Raw genomic sequence first — 17,634 nt, forward strand, 5'->3', positions numbered from 1 at the left:
CTCGATCTCGGGCTCGCCATCGCCATCCCCGGATATCGTGCTGTGGGCCATGTCGAACGGGAAACCTTCGCCGCAGCAACTCTCGTGGCGCGGATGGAAGACGCGTCCCTGGATCAGGCTGTTGTATGGGACGATGTTGCCACCTTCGACGGCCGCTCTTGGCGCGGCGCGGTGGACATCATCACTGCGGGCTATCCATGCCAGCCGTTCTCTGTCGCAGGCAAGCGCCGGGGCGCGGACGACCCGCGCCACCTCTGGCCGCATGTCGCCCGCATCATCGGAGAGGTCCAGCCGCACTTCGTCTTCCTCGAAAATGTCGCCCATCATCTCCGCCTCGGCTTCCCCGAAGTCGCCGGAGGACTGGTCGGCATGGGCTACCGCCTTGCGGCAGGCCTCTTCACGGCGGCGGAAGTCGGCGCACCACACAAGCGCGAGAGGCTATTCATCCTCGCCATCCGCGAGGGGGACGAGTTGGCCGACCCCGCGCGCCTGCTCTGGGACCCGGTCGAGTGGCGGGAACCGGACGGACTTGCTGCGGCTATGGCCGACGCCGAGGGCCAGCGCCAACGAGAACCGGCAGACCAAACCCACGCCGTCGCAGGAAGCGGGGCAGCACGGCATGAACCTCGCGACGACAGCCGCGCTCTGGCCGACCCCAATGGCGAACGATGGCTGCAAGCCGAGCGCGGGGAACCGCAGGTCGGCCGACCTGACGCATTCGGCGGGGCTGTGGATGACGCCGACGGCACGCGATCACAAGGACGGGGCGACGACATTGGCGAATACGCCGGTGAACGGCCTGCTTGGCCGCCAGGTCCTGGTGACGCCAATGGCTGGGAACGATACCTCCGATGCGCGCCGGACCTTGAACCCGCTGTTCGTCGAGGCGCTGATGGGCTGGCCCACCGGGTGGACCGGCTTCGCCTCTGTGGCAATGGAGTGGTCCCGCTGGTTGCGGCGCATGCGCTGCGAACTCTGGCAGATGAACTGCTGGCCGATAGATGAGGCGGCGACATGAAGCAATCCCGCCTCATGTCGCTGGTCGAGTCCGTCGCCAACGTGATCGTCGGTTACGGCGTCGCGGTCATGACGCAGATCCTGATCTTCCCGATCTTCGGGCTGCACACGACGCTGGCGCAGAACCTAAAGATGGGCGCGGTGTTTTCGGTGGTGAGCATCGCCCGGTCCTTCGCCTTGCGGCGGTTGTTCGAGGCGATTCGTACAAAAAAGCCTCCGTCACTCGATAACTCGGGCTAACGCCAGCTTGCGGCAGCTACTATCTTCGTCGCGACAAAGCAGAGAGGTTGATCGTGGCCCGAGGTAAACCTGTTGAAATCGCGACCCGCAGCTTCGACAACCAGTCGAGGGCGACAGAGTTTTTCCGCGAAATGTTGGGTCGGTACAAAGCAGGCGACCGGGTCTCCGATAATGATGCTCTGGACTTGTCAGCATTGCTTGAGCGCCATGATGAGTACCCGCAGAAGGTGGGCAAAGGCGTCGATCATTTCGAAGTTATGGCAACAGAGCACGGGACGAACTGCTTCAGGATCGTCCGCATTGATGGCACGGGAACGGACTTCTCCTACAGGCACTGCATCACCCAACGGCCGCCAAGCAGAAAGCAAGAGGTTTCGGCGGCTTTTCGTCGAGTCATTCAGCTCGATCTGTATGCTGCCCGTGACAAGTTCTTTTCCGATCATCGTGGTGAGGACGGCAAAGTCTCGTGCGCCGTGACACGTGAAAGGATTGTGCGGGACGAAGCGCACATGGATCACAGGCCGCCAATGACCTTCGAAGTCATCGTCACAACCTTCCTTGAAGGGCGTGGAATGAGTCTCGATCAGGTGCCGATTACATCAGGGCTAGACGAGCAAGTGTCGCCAGAAGTCACCGATGTGGATTTGGCTGAAGCATTTCGCGGCTATCACTCGCGAGTTGCGAAGCTTGATATCGTGAAGAGTGCGATCAACCTTGCACAGTCATCCCGCAACAGGATCAAGGACGGCCGGGTAAAGCTGACCTAACCCGACCGTCTGAGCCCCCGGTCTTTCACGAGATCCGGTAGACCCGCCCGCGTCCTTCGACCTTCTCCGAGGTCACCTCGAGTCCGAGCTTCTTCTTCAGTGCCCCGGCCATCGCGCCGCGCACCGTGTGCGACTGCCAGCCCGTGGCGGCGATGATCTCCTCGATGGTCGCGCCGTCTGGCGCACGCAGCATGGCGATCAGCGTGGCCTGCTTGGTCCCGTCGCGCGGCGTGCGCGCCTTGGGCGCGGCTTCCGGTTCGGTGGCGGCATCCGGCGCGGGCGCGTGGCCCGGCGGTTCGTTGGCGCCCGTGGGCGCGCTGTTCGCGACTTCGGGCTCGATGCCGATGGCGGCGAGACCCGCGTCGGTGGCGACCAGCGTGGTGCCGTGGCCCTCGCCGGTCTCGCGCCACATGGGTTCGCCCTTGCGTAGGTCGGCGTCGACCTCCTGCAGGAGGCCCTTGGCGATCATCGCGCCTACCACCTTCGCGGCGGCCCCGCCGCGCAGGCTGTTGGGCAGCGGCAGGGCGATGTGCTCGGGACGCTGCGCGGCTGCGCTCAGGATCAGGACCTTGATGTCGGAAAGCTGGGTCATCGTCGTCTCCCGTGTTGGGGCGCGCGGCATGCGGGCCCTACTACGAGGCCGAGCCCGCTAGTCGGCGGGCGGGACCGGAAGCGGGTCGTCTCACTCGGCGTGTTCGCCTTCCCTGAAGGCCATGTCGGTGATCTCGCGCAGCTTGGCGCGGTAATGGTTCAGGGTGCCGACATGGCCCCAGTTGATTTCGTCGGGGCTGGTCTCGAAATGGTCGGCGCTGAGGGCGGCGAGGCGTTCCAGCATCGCGTCGATCTCGGCCTTGGCGGCGATGAAGGCGTCAAGGGCCTTGGTGTTCTCGGTCTTGCGGCGGGTCATCGGGGTGGCTCCGTGGTGAGTTGCATCGTCTTTCTGACGGGACGTTCGCTCCGGTCGCGACGCTTATCAACTCGATAAGCACATGAAACTGAATGATAATCGGAGCCGTCAATGCAGGGCATGAGCGAGCGCCAGTACGCTGCGCATGTCGGGCTGTCGCGGGGCGCGATCCAGAAGGCGAAGACCGCCGAGCGGCTGGTTCTCTATCCCGACGGCAGCATCAACGCGGCCGCCAGCGACGCCAAGCGTGCCGAGACGACGGACCCGTCGAAGACGAGGAAACCGCCCGCGCCGAAGCTGAAGCCTGTCCCCGAGGTGGCGGTGGCCGCCGTCGGCGACACGCTGCGCGAACAGGGGCTGGCAGTCCCCGCCGTCGGCGGCGGGACGACCTTCCTGCAGGCCAAGACCGCGAACGAGGTGCTGAAGGCGCAGGAGCGGCGCATCCGGCTGCAGAAGCTGAAGGGGGAGTTGATCGAGCGGGCCCGCGCGCTGTCGCTGTTGTTCCGCCTGGCGCGCGAGGTGCGGGACGCGTGGGTCAACTGGCCTGCGCGCGCGGCGGCATTGATGGCGGCCGATCTGGGCGTGGAGCCAGCCGCGATGCAGAAGGTCCTGGAGAAACATGTCCGTGCCCACCTCGACGAACTCGCCGAGCTCCGGCCTGATTTTCGGTGACGATGATGGCCTGACGGACTTCGACGGCGCGAGCGAGATCCTGCGCTCCTGGGGCAGCGGGCTGCGGCCCGACCCCGACCTGACCGTCTCGGAATGGGCGGACCGGCACCGCATGCTTTCAGGCCGTGCCTCGGCCGAACCCGGGCGGTATCGCACGGGGCGCACGCCCTACATGCGCGAGATCATGGATCGGCTGTCGCCGGGCGATCCCATGCAGCGGGTGGTGTTCATGAAGGCCGCACAGGTCGGCGCGACCGAGGCGGGCAACAACTGGATCGGGTTCGCCATCCACCATACGCCGGGCCCGATGCTCGCGGTCCAGCCGACGGTGGAACTGGCCAAGCGCAATTCGCGCCAGCGGATCGACCCGCTGATCGACGAAAGCCCTGACCTGCGGGAGCGGGTCAAACCGGCCCGGTCGCGGGACGCGGGCAACACGATGCTGTCCAAGGAATTTGCGGGCGGCATCCTGATCATGACCGGGGCAAACTCGGCCGTGGGGCTGCGGTCTACCCCGGCACGCTACATCTTCCTTGACGAGGTCGACGCCTATCCGGCCTCGGCCGACGAGGAAGGCGATCCGGTGACGCTGGCGGAAGCGCGGTCGCTGACCTTCGCGCACCGGCGCAAGGTGTTCCTGGTCTCGACGCCCACGATCCGGGGTCTGAGCCGGATCGAACGGGAATACGAGGTGTCCGACCAGCGCCGGTTCTTCGTGCCGTGCCCGCATTGCGGCGTAATGCAGTGGCTGAAGTTCGACCGGCTGCGCTGGCAGAAGGGGCGGCCGGAGACGGCGGAATATCACTGCGAGGGCTGCGACGCGGCAATCGCGGAACACCACAAGACGGCGATGCTGGAGGGCGGCGAATGGCGGGCGACCGCCACGGCCGCCGATCCGACGACGGTCGGCTACCATCTCTCCGCGCTCTATTCGCCCATTGGCTGGCTCAGCTGGTCCCGCATCGCTCGTGGCTGGGAGGCGGCCCAAGGGTCGGATGAGGCGATCAAGGCGTTTCGGAACACGATCCTAGGCGAAACCTGGGTCGAGAGCGGGGAGGCGCCCGACTGGCAGAGGCTCTACGACCGGCGTGAGGCGTGGAAACCAGGGACCGTTCCGGCATGCGGGTTGTTCCTGACAGCCGGGGCCGACGTGCAGAAGGACCGGATCGAGGTCGACGTCTGGGCCTGGGGGCGCGGACTTGAGTCCTGGCTCGTCGATCACGTTGTCATCAAGGGCGGCCCGGATCGGCATGACGCGTGGTCGGAACTGACTGCGCTGCTGGACAGGTCTTGGCCGCACGAGCATGGCGCGCATTTGCGCATCGCGCGGCTGGCCATCGACACTGGCTACGAGGCCCCGGCGGTCTATGCCTGGTCGCGGGCGCAAGGCTTCGCGCAGGTGTCGCCGGTCAAGGGCGTCGAGGGGTTCAACCGCTCGAGCCCGGTTTCTGGGCCGACCTTCGTCGATGCGACCGAGGGCGGGAAACGCCTGCGCCGCGGAGCCCGGCTCTGGACCGTGGCGGTGTCGACCTTCAAGGCCGAGACCTACCGGTTCCTGCGGCTGGCACGTCCGACTGAGGAAGAACGCGCCGAGGGCGCGGCCTTTCCGACCGGCACGATCCACCTGCCGACGTGGGTGGAAAGCGAGTGGCTGAAGCAGGTCGTGGCCGAGCAACTGGTGACGGTCCGCACCAAGCGCGGCTTCGCGAAACTCGAGTGGCAGAAGCTCCGCGAGCGCAACGAGGCGCTGGATTGCCGGGTCTATGCCCGTGCCGCCGCCTGGATCGCGGGCGCGGACCGCTGGCCTGACGAGAAATGGCGTGATCTCGAGGATCAGCTCGGGGCGGCCCCAACGGAAATCGATAGCGCGGGGCGGGTCAACCGGCCGCAAGCCGCACCCCAGGGGAAACGGCAGTCAGACTGGCTGGGCCGACGCGGAGGATGGTTTTGAGCATGGCGGACTGGACGGAAACGGAGTTGGCGGCCCTGCGCCGGGCCTATGCCAGTGGCACGACCCGGGTCAGCTATGATGGAAAATCCGTCGACTACGGTTCGGCCGAGGATCTGCTGGGCCGCATCCGGACCATCGAACGCTCCATCGCCGGGACGACGCGGCCGCTGCCGTTGGCCGGGCTCGCGGGCTTCTCCCGTGGGGATCGCTGATGCCCGCAAACTGGATGGACCACGCAATCGCCACGGTGGCGCCGCGCATGGCGGCCCGCCGCGTGATAGCGCGGCAGGCCTTCGAAACCCTGACGCGCGGCTATGATGGAGCGTCCAAGGGGCGGCGGACGGACGGGTGGCGCGCGCCGGGCTCCTCGGCCGACACTGAAATTAGCGTGGCGGGGGCGCTCTTGCGCGACCGGATGCGCGATCTGGTGCGCAACAACCCGCACGCAGCCAAGGCCGTCGCGGTGCTGGTCAACAACATCATCGGCGCGGGGATCATGCCGCGCGCCGCCAGTGGCGACGACAAGCTGGACCGAACAGTCGACGCGCTGTTCGCTCGCTGGACAGCGGAGTGCGATGCCGACGGCCAGCTGGATTTCTATGGGCTTCAGACGCTGATCTGCCGCGAGATGGTCGAGGCGGGCGAAGTCCTTGTGCGTCGCCGTCTGCGGCGATCCTCAGACGGTCTTCCGGTGCCGCTGCAATTGCAGTTGCTGGAGGCCGACTTCCTCGACGCCACGAAATCCGGCGTCCTTGGCGGTGCCCGGCTGGTGCAGGGGATCGAATTCGATCCGGTCGGCAAGCGCCGGGCCTATTGGCTGCATGCCGAGCACCCTGGCGACGCTTATGGGGCCTTGCAGAACGGGTTGCAGAGCCGTCCGGTGCCCGCGACCGAGATCGCCCACATCTACGAGAAGCAGCGCACGCAGGCGCGCGGGGTTCCCTGGGGCGCGCCGGTAATCCGCAGCTTGCGCGATCTCGTCGATTACGAGGTGGCAGAACTGGTCCGCAAGAAGACCGAGGCCTGCGTCACCGCCATCGTCTTCGGCGACGACGAAGCGCAGCAGGGCATTGCGCCCTCCGTGGTCGATGCGGATGGCAACCGGGTCGAGCAGTTCGAGCCGGGGCTGATCGCCTACGCCCGCGGCGGCAAGGACATCCGGTTCAACCAGCCCGCCGCCACCGGCGGCTACGGCGAATACAAGCGGGCCAGCCTGCACACGATCTCGGCCGGGTTCCGCGTGCCCTACGAGCTGCTGACCGGCGATCTCAGTCAGGTCAACTATTCCTCGATCCGAGCCGGGCTCGTCGAGTTCCGCCGCATGATCGATGCCGTCCAGTGGCAGCTCTTCATCCCGATGCTCTGCGCGCCGGTGTGGCGCTGGTTCACCGAGGCCGCGTGGGCGGCGGGCCAGATCCCGACGCCGGATGTCCCGGTCGAATGGTCGCCGCCGAAGTTCGATGCCGTCGATCCCTACAAGGACGCGATGGCCGATTTGTTGGCGATCCGGACAGGGACCATGACGCTGGCACAGGCCATCGCCCGGCAGGGCCACAACCCGGATGCGGTGCTGGCAGAAATCGCCGCGACCAACGCCAAGCTCGATGCCCTCGGCCTCGTGCTCGACAGCGACCCGCGCCGCGTCACCAAGACTGGCAGCGCGCAGGCGGGCGATCCGGCCACGGAACCGGCCGCCCCCTCATCTGAAACCGAGAAGGAATAGGGCCATGCCCGATACGATCATGGCGGCGCCGGCTGCCTTGCCGATGCAGCTGCGGCGCGCGCCCATCCTGCCCGCCACCGTCAACACCGAGGCGCGCTCCGTCGACGTCGTCTTCACCACCGGCGCGGCCGTCCGGCGGCGACGGTGGACCGGCTGGGACACCTCCGTGCCCTTCGATGAAATCCTCGAGGTCAGCGACCGCGCGGTGGACCTGACGCGCCTCAACGCCGGGGCCCCGGCACTCGACAGCCATTCGGTCTGGTCTTCGCATTCGCAGGTGGGCGTCGTCGAACGCGCCTGGATCGAGGGCAAGGAGGGCAAGGCCACCATCCGCTTCCCGCGCGAGGGGCTCGACCAGGCTGCCGACCGCATGTTCGGCCTGATCAGCGACGGCATCATCCGCAACGTCTCGGTCGGCTATTCCATCGAGCGGGTGAAGGTGGTCGAGCCCGCCGCGAAGGGCGAGGTCGAGCAGCGCATCGTCGAGCGCTGGACCCCACTCGAGGTCAGCTTCGTGACCGTCCCCGCCGATCCCCGCGCGCAGGTCCGCGCGGCCGATCAGGCCAGCTATCCCGTCGAGATCGTCGACACCCGCATGCAAAAGGAGGCATCCATGCCTGAGAGCACGACCACCGTGGCCGGGGATGTCCCCGCCAGCCATGAGACCCGCCAGCAGCCCGTCGCGGCCCCGGAGAACCCCGAACCGATGGCCGCGCGCATGCCGGCACCGGCACCTGCGCCCGATACGGAGGCCATCGCCACCCGCGCCCGCGAGGCCGAGCGTGACCGCGTCTCCACCATCTACGATCTGACCGGCCGCTTGAACCTCGAGCGCAGCTTCGCCGAGGATCTGGTCAGGCGCGGCGTCAGCGTGGACGAATCCCGCCGCCTCATCCTCGACCAAGTCGCCGCGAAATCCGACGAGACCCGCACCTTCCCGCATGTCTCGGTCCCCCTCGGCGGGCGTGACGAGCGGATCACGCGCCGCGACGCGGTGGCGAACGCGCTCCTGCACCGCTACAGCCCGACGCTGTTCCCGCTGGAGGATGCCGCCCGCCAGTATCGCGGCATGACGCTGCTGGAACTGGCCCGCGAAAGCCTCGGCAATGCGGGGGTGAACACGCGGGGGCTTTCCCGCGACGAGGTGGCGACGCGGGCCCTGCACTCGACCTCGGACTTCCCCGAGATCCTCTCGGCCGTCACCAACAAGACCCTGCGTCAGGCCTATGACGCCTATCCCCGGACCTTCGCGCTCTTCTGCCGCCAGGTGCTGGCCACCGACTTCAAGTCGATGCACCGGGTCCAACTGGGCGAGGCGCCGCAACTGCTGGAGGTGGGCGAAAGCGGCGAGTTCAAGCGCGGGACCCTCGGGGAGAGCAAGGAGAGCTACAAGGTCAAGACCTATGGCCGGGTCGTGGCCATCACCCGGCAGGTGCTGATCAACGACGACCTCGATGCCTTCACGCGCATCCCGGCGATGTACGGCAACTCCATCGCGCAGCTGGAATCGGACGTCGTCTGGGGCATCATCACCGCGAACCCGGCAATGGCCGACGGCAATGCGCTGTTCCACACCACGCACAAGAACCTCGCCGCAACGGGCGCTGCGCTGGACGTGGCCAGTGTCGGGGCGGCCCGCGCGGCTATGGCGCTGCAGACGGGCCTCGACAAGAAGACGGTGCTGAACATCCGCCCCGCCTTCCTCATCGTCCCTGCGGCCCTCGAACTGAAGGCCGAGCAGTTGGTGGCCCAGAACCTCGTCCCCGCCGACAGCGCCAAGGTGGTGCCGCAGTCGATCCGGACGCTCTCGCCCATCAGCGAGCCGCGTCTCGATGCCGCCAGCGCCACCTCCTGGTATCTGGCGGCGAGTCCGAACCAGATCGACACCATCGAATACGCCTATCTCGAGGGCCAGCAGGGCGCCTACATCGAGACCCGCAACGGCTTCGACGTCGACGGGGTCGAGATCAAGTGCCGTCTCGACTTCGGCGCCAAGGCCATCGACTGGCGCGGCCTCTACAAGAACCCCGGCGCATAAACAGCGCGCTGACATGCTGAACACTGACACACGGGCGGTCCTGACGGGCCGCCCTTCGTCTTTCCACGAGGATCACCCCCATGAAAAACTACGTCCAACCGGGCAACACCATCACCCTGACCGCGCCCTATGCTGTCACCTCCGGCGACGGCCTGCTCGTCGGTGCCATCTTCGGCGTTGCCGCTGGCACCGCCGCCCTTGGGGAAGCAGTCGAGGCCGTGCTCACCGGCGTCTACGATCTGAAGAAGGTCGCATCGCAAGCCTGGGCGGCAGGCGACAAGGTCTATTGGGACAACACCGCCAAGGAAGTGACCAAAACCACCACCTCGAACACCCTGATCGGCGTGGCCGTGGTCGCGGTGGCGGGTGGCGCAGGCGACACCATCGGCCGGGTGCGGCTGAACGGGGCCTTCTGATGAGCGCCTTTGCCGCCGCGCTCAGTGCGCTCTTCGCCGACCCGAACATCGGTCGGGACGCGGTCTACATCGCCGATGGCGGCGCGCCGGTTCTGGTGCGCGTCGTCGCCCGGCGTGCCGATGCCATCACAGACTTCGGCGATGCCCGGCTCTGGTCGGAAACAACGCGGATCGACCTGCGTGTGGCCGAGGTGCAAGCCCCGCGCCCCGGCGACCGCATCGAGATCGACGGTGACGCCTTCGTCATCCAAGGCGAGCCCGTCCGCGACCGCGAGCGGCTGGTCTGGACCGTCGACCTTCGCCCGGCGTGACCGCGATGAAGCTCAAGCTCGACATCGATCCCGACATCGTCGCGATGATGGCGGCCGAGGTCGCGGCGGGCGAGCGGGCCGTGTCGGCCGCGATCCGCGAGGCCGGGACCGGGCTGAAGGCCGCCTGGCGGCTGCAGATCACCGGCGCAGGGCTCGGGGCCCGGCTCGCCCGCACCATCCGCTCCGAGCAGTTCCCCAAGGCCACGCCCAGCCTCAACGCAGCGTCCGTGGTCTGGTCCAACGCCCCGGTCATCGTCGGCGCCCACGACAGCGGCCCGTTGATCCGCTCGAAGAACGGCTTCTGGCTGGCGATCCCGACCGCTGCCGCTGGAAAGTCCGCCCGTGGCGGTTGGATCAGCCCTGGCGAGTGGCAACGCCGCACGGGGTTGCGCCTGCGGTTCATCTATCGCCGCAGGGGCCCGAGCCTGCTGGTAGCCGAGGGGCGGCTGAACACGAAGGGCCGCGCCTTAGCGTCACGGTCGAAAACCGGCCGGGGCCTCGTGACCGCGCCGATCTTCCTGCTGGTGCCGCAGGTCAAGTTGCCTAAGCGCCTCGACCTCGCGCGGGATGCAGAGCGGGCGCATGACGCGTTGCCGGGGCTGATCGTGGCGAACTGGGTCGGCGACTTGGGAGTTCGTTAGATACTAGAGCGATCAGCGGTGATCAGGCAGGATGGGTGCGGCCCGCCCAGCCAGTTTCTTCCATTCCTGGTTGTCTATCAATGTCGACCTGTAGATCTTCAAATTAGAACAGCCGTCGATCGACTTCAGGGTCTTCTTAACAGACTCGGAAAGCGCATTCGCCAACCAAGGGCCCAAAGTGACACGCCTTACATGGCTCAAGCTGATTGGCACGTCATGAAATGGCTTTGAATTGTGCGGGTCTACGTGGACGACGCGGTACTCTGCTTCATCGCCATAGGGCCACCTTTTCAGGAAGGGAAGCTGCTCGACATCGATGTCAGCCATCTTTTTCGCCTCCTTCAAAAGGGTGTAATTCATAGTGCCATGCCGAGTGCCCGGATCTTGGTTGAATGCTTCCAGAAGTCCTTCCTTGTCGAACTCGATGCACACGCCGTCTGAGCCGTGAGAAAAAACCCGCCAGTGGTGGTAGGTTTCGTGGCTTTCAGCGAAACAGAGAGCCAAGACAGAAGCAGCATTCGTGCGCCGCTTGTACTCTGACATGAAGAACGCGTCATTCCTGTCATCCCAAGTTGACGGGTCAAGAAGCGTGATCTTTCGTTGCTGCAGAAGATGGATGGCAGCGGCCAAGTTCGTGTAGCGCCGAAATGTCGTGCTTGTCATTTTCTCGGGCGCCCTCGTCAAAACCCCGCAAATCAGATGCATTAAGCGCAGCATCGCAGTGAAGGTAAAGCATATCCTCAGTGGCTGTGCTCGTGGATAGGACGAATGCCGACCCCCCGCGAAATCATCCTCGCAGCGCTGCACGCGCGGCTTTTGGCGCTGCCTGCCACCGCCCTGCGCGGTGAGGTGCTGCCCGAGCGCGTGCCAGCCGGGGGCCTGCTGATCCTGCGCGACGGCGAGCCGGGGGAGCCCGAGGTCACACTCTCGCCGCTGCGCTATCACTACCAGCACCGGGCCGAGATCGAGGCGGTCGTGCAAGGGGCCACCCGTGACGCCGCGTTTGACACCCTTTGCGCTCATGTCGGTGCGGTGATTGCCGCCGACCGCACACTGGGCGGGCTCTGCGACTGGATTGAGGCGATGGCGCCGCGCCCGGTCGATCTGCCGGTGGAAGGTGCCGCCAGCCTGAAGGCGGCGGTGATCCCGGTCGTATTGCATTACTCCACAGCCGATCCGCTCGCATGATCAGTTCGCATTCAGCCCGAAGGGTGCCCGCGTATGCAGGCGCGACTTCCAGCTGTTCTCTCGGGCGATCACCTCCTCCGCGGGCAGGTCCGGTGCGAGCCGTTCAAGGATTGTGAAGCGAAAGCTCCGCGCGTCCCTCTCTCGAAGTTCGCGGTTGCCGCCGTGTCCGTCGCGCGCGTAGGTCAACCAGCGGCCGAGCAGGTTGTCCCGACCGTAGGCCGAGCCAACATAGGATCTTCCATCCCGCTCGTCGAAGATGAGATAGATGCCGCGCCACTCCGACAGACGGGCACGCCAGCTCTTAGGTAGCACTGCAAGCTGCGCGACGTTCAGATCGATCTCGTGCCAATCCGGCGGGGGGGAGGAGAAGGCGCTTTCTTCAAGAATGGCGCGAACCGGAAAGTTGTTGCGGTCCACGAGACGGAACCAGGAGCGTTCCGGCGGTGGGAATTCGATGACCAGCTTTCCCCGCCAGTTTGCATATGTCTCCAAAGGCTCAAAGGAGAACTGCCGAACGGTCCCGACCTCCGCTGCATATTGCTCAGTGAAGCCTTCATAACCAAAACCGCGCAGGGACTGGTTCTCGGGAATGGTCCAGAAACCATTGAGGTCGACGTCGCGGCTTTCGCTAATGCGGTACAGGCCCACGAAATGTGCCGTGCCAGGGCGAAGGCCTAGGAAGCTGGCCATGTAGTGGGCGCGGCGGAGCGCCGTCTCCGGTCGCCCGGGAACCGACTGGTAGGTCTCGAAGAGCTCAGGGCGTTCACTGATGAGCCACGGCATGACTCTGGCGAGCTGCGGCTCAAACGGGCGATGTCGAATGAGAACGACGTTGTCCCTCAAATCGGGATCGATGCCAGCAATCCGCAAAATGTCTTTGAAATCCATGGCCCCGCTTTCCGATCCTGGCTCGCGCCCAAGCCTAACGGGACCAATTCGCTGAAACAACGCGGCTTTCCAACCGCTCATATCTAGGGAGACCTCCATGGCACGTGCGCAAGGCGCGCGGGCGCAGATGGCGCTTGCGTTCGAGACCACCTATGGCACTCCACCCGCGAGCGGGTTCACGAAGATGCCGTTCGCCAGCACCACGCTGGGATCGGAGCAGCCGCTCCTGAACAGCGAACTCCTGGGATATGGCCGCGACCCGCTGGCACCTATCAAGGATGCGGTGACAGCCGACGGCAACGTGGTCGTCCCGATCGATGCCGCGGCCTTTGGCTTCTGGCTGAAGGCGGCCTTCGGGTCGCCCGTGACGACGGGCGCGGCGCCGGGCCCCTTCACGCATGAGTTCCGCTCCGGTGCCTGGTCCTTGCCGTCGATGTCCATCGAGACCGGCATGCCGGAGGTGCCGCGTTATGCGATGTACTCGGGCTGCGTCCTCGACAGCCTGAGTTGGCAGATGCAGCGATCCGGCCTGCTGACCGCGACCGCGAGCCTCGTGGCGCAGGGCGAGGCCATCGCGAGCACCTCCGCCGCGGGCACACTGGCCGACCTCGACCTCCAGCGCTTCGGGCATTTCAACGGGGCGATCACGCGCAACGGCCAGCCGCTCGGCAACATCATCTCGGCCGAGATCACCTATGCCAACAATCTCGACCGGGTGGAGACCATCCGCTCGGACGGCCGCATCGACGGGGCGGATCCCTCCATTGCCGCGCTGACCGGCAAGATCGAGGTGCGGTTCGCCGATCAGATCCTAGTGAACCAGGCCATCGCAAGTGATCCCTGCGCGCTGACCTTCTCCTACAATCTGCCCTCGGGTGAGAGCTTCAGCTTCACGGCGCATGCCGTCTATTTGCCGCGTCCCCGGATCGAGATTCCGGGGCCGCAGGGCATCCAGGCCACCTTCGACTGGCAGGCCGCGCGCGACGCCACGCTGGGGCGGATGTGCACCGCCACGCTCGTCAACGACCTCGAGGAGTACTGATCATGCTGCGCCTGAACCTCGCCCGTGAAGCTTGCTGGCTCGACCTTGCGCTGGGAGTGCGCGTGAAGGTCGAACCCCTGACCACGGCTATCATGGTCGCCGCCCGCTCAGATCCGGCCGTGCGCGCCATCGCCCCCGGCACGCCCGACGACAGCATCGCGGTGATCTTTGCCAAGGCCATCGCCACCCGCGCCATCGTCGATTGGGAGGGTGTCGGTGATGAGGACGGCGCCCCGATCCCGGTCAGCCCCGAGGCCATCGACGCGCTCCTCGACCTCTGGCCGATCTTCGAGAAGTTTCAGACGGCTTACGTCGCCAAGGGTTTGGAGCTCGAGGCGGAAAAAAACGTCTCACCGCCCTCGCCGATTGGGTCTTCGGCGGGGGCGACGGCTACTGCCAGGCCTGCGAAGGGCGCTGCCCGGACTGCCCGCAAATCCTGAACGCGCCGCTGAGCCATGAGGGCTGGCAGGTCTGGGATCTGGCGCAGCGCATGGGCGGCCAGATCCGCGCCATCCCCGGCGCCGTTCTCGGCTGGGACATGACGGCAGCGCTGGCCATGGCCGCCGCCATGGGCATTTCCCCGCGCGCCGTCGTCGAACTGCTGCCGGTCATCGAGGCCGTGATGGTCCGCAAGCTGAACGAAGAGAGAGAAGGTCGCAGCGATGGCTGAGAAACGGGTCTATGTGCGCCTCGCGGCCGTCGGCGGCCGCCAGGTGCGCGCCGAGCTGGAAGGGATCGGCGAGGCCGGGACGCGGGGCTTCGGCCGCCTGTCGCGCGAGATGGAGGCCGCAAACACACGGCTCGCTGCGTTTGCGCGGCGCGCCGGGATCGCGATGGCCGCCCTGACGGCCGCGGCCGGGGCGGCGGGCGTCGCGATGATCCGCTCCGGGCTGCAGACGATCGACGCACAGGCGAAGCTGGCGCAATCCATGCAGACGACCGTCGAGAGCGTCCAGACCCTGACATGGGCCGGGGAACTGGCGGGCGTCTCGATGGGCGAGATCGAGCAGGCTACAAAGAAGCTGACCACTCGGCTCTCGGAAGCCGCAACCGGATCAGGCTCGGCCGTGGGGGCGCTGGAGCGGCTGAACCTGACGGTTGCGGGGCTGCAGGCGATGCCACTCGATCAACGCATCGTTGCCATTCAGGAAGCCCTGACCAGCCTCGTGCCCGAGGCCGAGCAAGCGGCCGTGGCCTCCGATCTCTTCGGCGACAGGGCGGCGTTGGCCTTTCTCCGCATTGATCCGGCCACTCTGCGCGAGGCCGCGCAGGACGTGCGGGATTTCGGGGTGGCGGTCAGCGCGAGTGATGCGGCACAGATCGAACGAACCGGCGACGCGCTGGCCCGGCTCAGCCTGATCGGCGTCGGGCTGACCAATCGGTTGACGGCAGCGGTCGCTCCAGCGCTCGAGGCGGTGGCCAATGCGCTCGCCGATATGGCACGCGCCACCGGTCCTGTCGGGATCGCGATCACGGCGCTCTTCGACAATCTCGGCCGCCTCGCCACCTATGCCACGACCTTCGCCGCCGTCATGGCCGGGCGCTGGGTCGCGGGGCTGGCCGCCGCAGCACTTTCCGTCCGCGGGCTGGCGACGGCGCTCGTCGTCCTGCGCGGTGCGCTGATCCGCACCGGCATCGGGGCGCTGATCGTGGGCGCGGGCGAGCTCATCTTCCAGTTCGGACGGCTGGTGCAAGGCACGGGCAGCGTCGGGGCCGCACTGGGCCTTCTGGGCGACGTGGCCCGGGAGGTCTGGGACCGCATGAAGCTCGGCATGGTGGCGCTGGGCCTCTCGATCCTGGCGGGCTGGGCCGAGATCAGCGCGGGCATCACCGCCGCCTTGCAGACCGGGCTCGAGGCGGTGGTGGGCTTCGGGAACGCGACGCTGAACACGTTTCAGGGGGCGATGGAGGCGGTGAAAGTGCTCTGGTCAGCCCTGCCTGCCACCATCGGCGAGTTCGCCTATGGCGCGGCCAATGCGCTGATCGGCGGGGTCGAGGCCATGCTGAACGGCGTGGCGGCACGGATCGACGGCTTCCTAGAAGGCATCAATGCCGGTCTCGATGTGCTGGGCATCGAGAAGCGGGTACCTCTGATCGGCACCATCGAGCTTGGCGGGATCGAGAACCCGTTTGAGGGGGCTGCGGCAAATGCCGGGGCGGAGGCGCGGGCGGCCTTCGAGGCGGCCTTCAGCAGCGATCCCATCGCTCCGCCCGATCTCGGCCTGACCGCTGCAGCCGAGGCGGCGCGGGGCGAAGCTGCACGTCTGCGCGGCATGATGGGCGAAGTGGCAACGGCCGCGACCGCGCCCCTGCAATCCGTGGCCGCGCTGCGGGATGCCGTTTTGGCATCCGGCACTGATGCTGCAGCAGGGCTCGAGGACGCACGCACTGCCGCGACGGGCCTCGGCACTGCCCTGCAGGGGGCTGGGGAGGCCGCAGAAGCCGCAGGCAGTTCGGGGCGCGGCGCAGGCAACGCGCTACGCGAAGGGGCTGACGCGGCAAGGAATGCCTGGGAGGCCACGGCCGATGCTGTTCGCAAGGCGCAGGAGAAGTCGCGCGAGATCGCCCAGGGCCTCGCGCAGGACATCACCGGCCCGATCAAGGAGGCCCTCACCTCGGGGGAGTTCACCTGGGAGACCTTCGCGGGGGCGATTTCGCGGATCGCGCAGAACCTCGCCACCCGACTGATCGATCTGGCCTTCAAACCCATCGAGAACGCGCTGATCAACGCCTTCTCGGGCGGTGGCGGGTTCTTCGGAAGCCTCTTCGGCTTTGCCAAAGGCGGGGTCTTTGCGGGTGGCGCGGAACTGACCGCCTTCGCGCGGGGTGGCGTCGTGAACCGGCCGACGGTGTTTCCCTTCGCCAAGGGCGTTGGGCTCATGGGTGAGGCCGGGCCGGAGGCCATTCTGCCCCTGCGCCGCGGCAAGGGGGGCAGGCTTGGCGTCGAGATGAACGGCGATGGCGCAGCCTCGGCCGCCTCCATGTCGACCCGCATCATCAACGTGCTCGACCCGTCAGTCGTCGGCGACTATCTCGCCACGCCCTCCGGTGAACGGGCGATCCTGAACGTGATCCGCCGCAATCGGGGTGCCATCAATGCCTGAGCCGGATGGCCGGCCGCCGCTCTGGCCATTTCCAGCGACGCAGGAGATCACCGAGGTGCTGGAATGGCGCACGGATGTGCTGCAGTCCCAGGCGGGCGAACAGCGTATCGCACTGCGGACCCGTCCGCGCGAGATCGTGACCTTCCAGAATCGCTGCGACGCGCTGGGCATGGCGCGAGCAGCGGAACTGGCGCGGGCGGGGTTTGTCGACGAATGGCGGGTGCCGCTCTGGCACATGGCAGTGCAGCCGTCGGCAGATGTGGCGCAGGGGGCGTCGGAGATTGCCGTCGATACGGGCGTGGCGGATTTCCGGGCGGGGGATGCTGTGGCTATCGCGGTGGATGCCCACGAGGCATCTCTCGCGGAGATCGCCGATATCGAGGCGGATCGGCTGATCCTGGTGGAACCGCTGAGTGCGCAGCTGCCCGCCGTGACCGTGGCGGCTCAGCGCGTGAGCATCGCGCCGGTGCGGGTAGGAGTTCTGTCGGCCCCCGTCGAGATTGCCCGTCGCCGCCAGAGTGACGGCATGATCACCGCCACCTTCCTGCTGCGCGATGCACCGGATCTTACCGCGTCGGTCATGCCGACTTATCTTGGGCGCCTGGTCCAGACCGACCCGAGCCTGACCCGTTCGCCGATCACCGCCAGCCTACGCCGCGCCGTCGAATACGTCGACAACGGCTTCGGGCCCGTCGTGGTGGAACCGTTGCGGGATCTGCTCGAGAGGGG

Annotated in this window: 21 protein-coding genes and 1 pseudogene; 18 read left to right on the plus strand and 4 right to left on the minus strand. The window is 66.8% G+C overall.

The features are described 5' to 3' along the window. Positions 1-84 precede the first annotated feature (84 nt). The 4 genes and pseudogenes from G5V65_RS22540 to G5V65_RS20370 form a co-directional block, all read left to right on the plus strand. Positions 85-414: pseudogene (locus G5V65_RS22540) on the plus strand (DNA cytosine methyltransferase); the annotation flags it as partial. A gap of 205 nt (positions 415-619) precedes the next feature. Then, the gene (locus tag G5V65_RS22545) at positions 620-1,018 is read left to right on the plus strand and encodes a hypothetical protein (protein WP_241250682.1); all 399 of its coding nucleotides are present in this window, start codon (positions 620-622) and stop codon (positions 1,016-1,018) included. Continuing rightward, positions 1,015-1,257 (plus strand): DUF7220 family protein, encoded by a 243-nt coding sequence (locus G5V65_RS20365; protein WP_165054097.1) that lies wholly within the window; start codon positions 1,015-1,017, stop codon positions 1,255-1,257. The genes G5V65_RS22545 and G5V65_RS20365 overlap by 4 nt, the downstream gene beginning before the upstream one ends. 53 nt (positions 1,258-1,310) lie before the next feature. Continuing rightward, positions 1,311-2,024, plus strand: coding sequence for a DCL family protein (locus G5V65_RS20370; protein ID WP_343162877.1), 714 nt, complete (start codon positions 1,311-1,313; stop codon positions 2,022-2,024). A gap of 25 nt (positions 2,025-2,049) precedes the next feature. Here G5V65_RS20370 and G5V65_RS20375 read toward each other — a convergent pair whose 3' ends face one another. Further along, positions 2,050-2,616 carry a DUF3489 domain-containing protein gene (locus tag G5V65_RS20375; protein ID WP_165054099.1) on the minus strand — a complete coding sequence of 189 codons (567 nt, stop codon included), beginning with the start codon at positions 2,614-2,616 and terminating at the stop codon, positions 2,050-2,052. 90 nt (positions 2,617-2,706) lie between these two features. Next, positions 2,707-2,931, minus strand: a complete 225-nt coding sequence (locus tag G5V65_RS20380) for a hypothetical protein (RefSeq protein WP_165054101.1) — start codon at positions 2,929-2,931, stop codon at positions 2,707-2,709. Between the two features lie 111 nt (positions 2,932-3,042). Between G5V65_RS20380 and G5V65_RS20385 the strand changes: the two genes are divergently transcribed. The 8 genes from G5V65_RS20385 to G5V65_RS20420 all read left to right on the plus strand — a co-directional run bounded on the left by G5V65_RS20385 (position 3,043) and on the right by G5V65_RS20420 (position 10,683). Continuing rightward, positions 3,043-3,603: a hypothetical protein gene (locus G5V65_RS20385; RefSeq protein WP_165054103.1), complete on the plus strand. Its 561-nt coding sequence runs from the start codon at positions 3,043-3,045 to the stop codon at positions 3,601-3,603. Then, positions 3,551-5,554, plus strand: coding sequence for a phage terminase large subunit family protein (locus G5V65_RS20390; RefSeq protein ID WP_165054105.1), 2,004 nt, complete (start codon positions 3,551-3,553; stop codon positions 5,552-5,554). Before G5V65_RS20385 ends, G5V65_RS20390 begins: the two co-directional genes overlap by 53 nt. 2 nt (positions 5,555-5,556) lie before the next feature. Then, positions 5,557-5,766 carry a phage head-tail joining protein gene (locus G5V65_RS20395; protein ID WP_165054106.1) on the plus strand — a complete coding sequence of 70 codons (210 nt, stop codon included), beginning with the start codon at positions 5,557-5,559 and terminating at the stop codon, positions 5,764-5,766. A gap of 14 nt (positions 5,767-5,780) precedes the next feature. After that, entirely contained in the window at positions 5,781-7,277 is a 1,497-nt protein-coding gene (locus G5V65_RS20400) for a phage portal protein (protein WP_241250680.1), read from the plus strand. Positions 7,278-7,281: 4 nt separating this feature from the next. Beyond that, the gene (locus tag G5V65_RS20405; RefSeq protein ID WP_241250681.1) at positions 7,282-9,315 is read left to right on the plus strand and encodes a prohead protease/major capsid protein fusion protein; all 2,034 of its coding nucleotides are present in this window, start codon (positions 7,282-7,284) and stop codon (positions 9,313-9,315) included. An 80-nt stretch (positions 9,316-9,395) separates the two neighbouring features. Beyond that, complete coding sequence (locus G5V65_RS20410; protein ID WP_165054110.1) at positions 9,396-9,731, plus strand: DUF2190 family protein; 336 nt, start codon at positions 9,396-9,398, stop codon at positions 9,729-9,731. After that, positions 9,731-10,042: a head-tail joining protein gene (locus G5V65_RS20415; RefSeq protein ID WP_165054112.1), complete on the plus strand. Its 312-nt coding sequence runs from the start codon at positions 9,731-9,733 to the stop codon at positions 10,040-10,042. Before G5V65_RS20410 ends, G5V65_RS20415 begins: the two co-directional genes overlap by 1 nt. 5 nt (positions 10,043-10,047) lie before the next feature. Next, entirely contained in the window at positions 10,048-10,683 is a 636-nt protein-coding gene (locus G5V65_RS20420) for a DUF6441 family protein (RefSeq protein ID WP_165054114.1), read from the plus strand. Positions 10,684-10,695: 12 nt separating this feature from the next. On the opposite strand, the gene G5V65_RS20425 is transcribed toward G5V65_RS20420, so the two are convergent. Continuing rightward, on the minus strand, positions 10,696-11,313 hold the full coding sequence (locus G5V65_RS20425; protein WP_143710362.1) for a DUF2971 domain-containing protein: 618 nt from the start codon (positions 11,311-11,313) through the stop codon (positions 10,696-10,698). Positions 11,314-11,451: 138 nt separating this feature from the next. Between G5V65_RS20425 and G5V65_RS20430 the strand changes: the two genes are divergently transcribed. Further along, positions 11,452-11,871 (plus strand): acyl-CoA transferase, encoded by a 420-nt coding sequence (locus G5V65_RS20430; protein WP_161763464.1) that lies wholly within the window; start codon positions 11,452-11,454, stop codon positions 11,869-11,871. Here G5V65_RS20430 and G5V65_RS20435 read toward each other — a convergent pair whose 3' ends face one another. Continuing rightward, positions 11,872-12,759 (minus strand): GIY-YIG nuclease family protein, encoded by an 888-nt coding sequence (locus G5V65_RS20435; protein ID WP_165054117.1) that lies wholly within the window; start codon positions 12,757-12,759, stop codon positions 11,872-11,874. Between the two features lie 97 nt (positions 12,760-12,856). On the opposite strand from G5V65_RS20435, the gene G5V65_RS20440 reads away from it, so the two are divergent. From G5V65_RS20440 to G5V65_RS20460, 5 genes are all read left to right on the plus strand, one after another. Further along, the gene (locus tag G5V65_RS20440; protein ID WP_165054120.1) at positions 12,857-13,801 is read left to right on the plus strand and encodes a phage tail tube protein; all 945 of its coding nucleotides are present in this window, start codon (positions 12,857-12,859) and stop codon (positions 13,799-13,801) included. A gap of 2 nt (positions 13,802-13,803) precedes the next feature. Continuing rightward, positions 13,804-14,241: a hypothetical protein gene (locus G5V65_RS20445; protein ID WP_165054123.1), complete on the plus strand. Its 438-nt coding sequence runs from the start codon at positions 13,804-13,806 to the stop codon at positions 14,239-14,241. A 50-nt stretch (positions 14,242-14,291) separates the two neighbouring features. Continuing rightward, a complete protein-coding gene (locus G5V65_RS20450; RefSeq protein ID WP_165054126.1) occupies positions 14,292-14,471 on the plus strand; it encodes a DUF7697 family protein in 180 nt (59 codons plus the stop codon). Next, positions 14,464-16,905: a phage tail tape measure protein gene (locus G5V65_RS20455; protein WP_165054127.1), complete on the plus strand. Its 2,442-nt coding sequence runs from the start codon at positions 14,464-14,466 to the stop codon at positions 16,903-16,905. The genes G5V65_RS20450 and G5V65_RS20455 overlap by 8 nt, the downstream gene beginning before the upstream one ends. Further along, positions 16,898-17,634 (plus strand): hypothetical protein (locus G5V65_RS20460; protein WP_165054129.1); only part of this gene is annotated, 737 nt, incomplete at its 3' end. The genes G5V65_RS20455 and G5V65_RS20460, both read left to right, overlap by 8 nt.

It is taken from the genome of Paragemmobacter kunshanensis (assembly GCF_011059185.1).
In the GTDB taxonomy this organism is placed as follows: domain Bacteria; phylum Pseudomonadota; class Alphaproteobacteria; order Rhodobacterales; family Rhodobacteraceae; genus Paragemmobacter; species Paragemmobacter kunshanensis.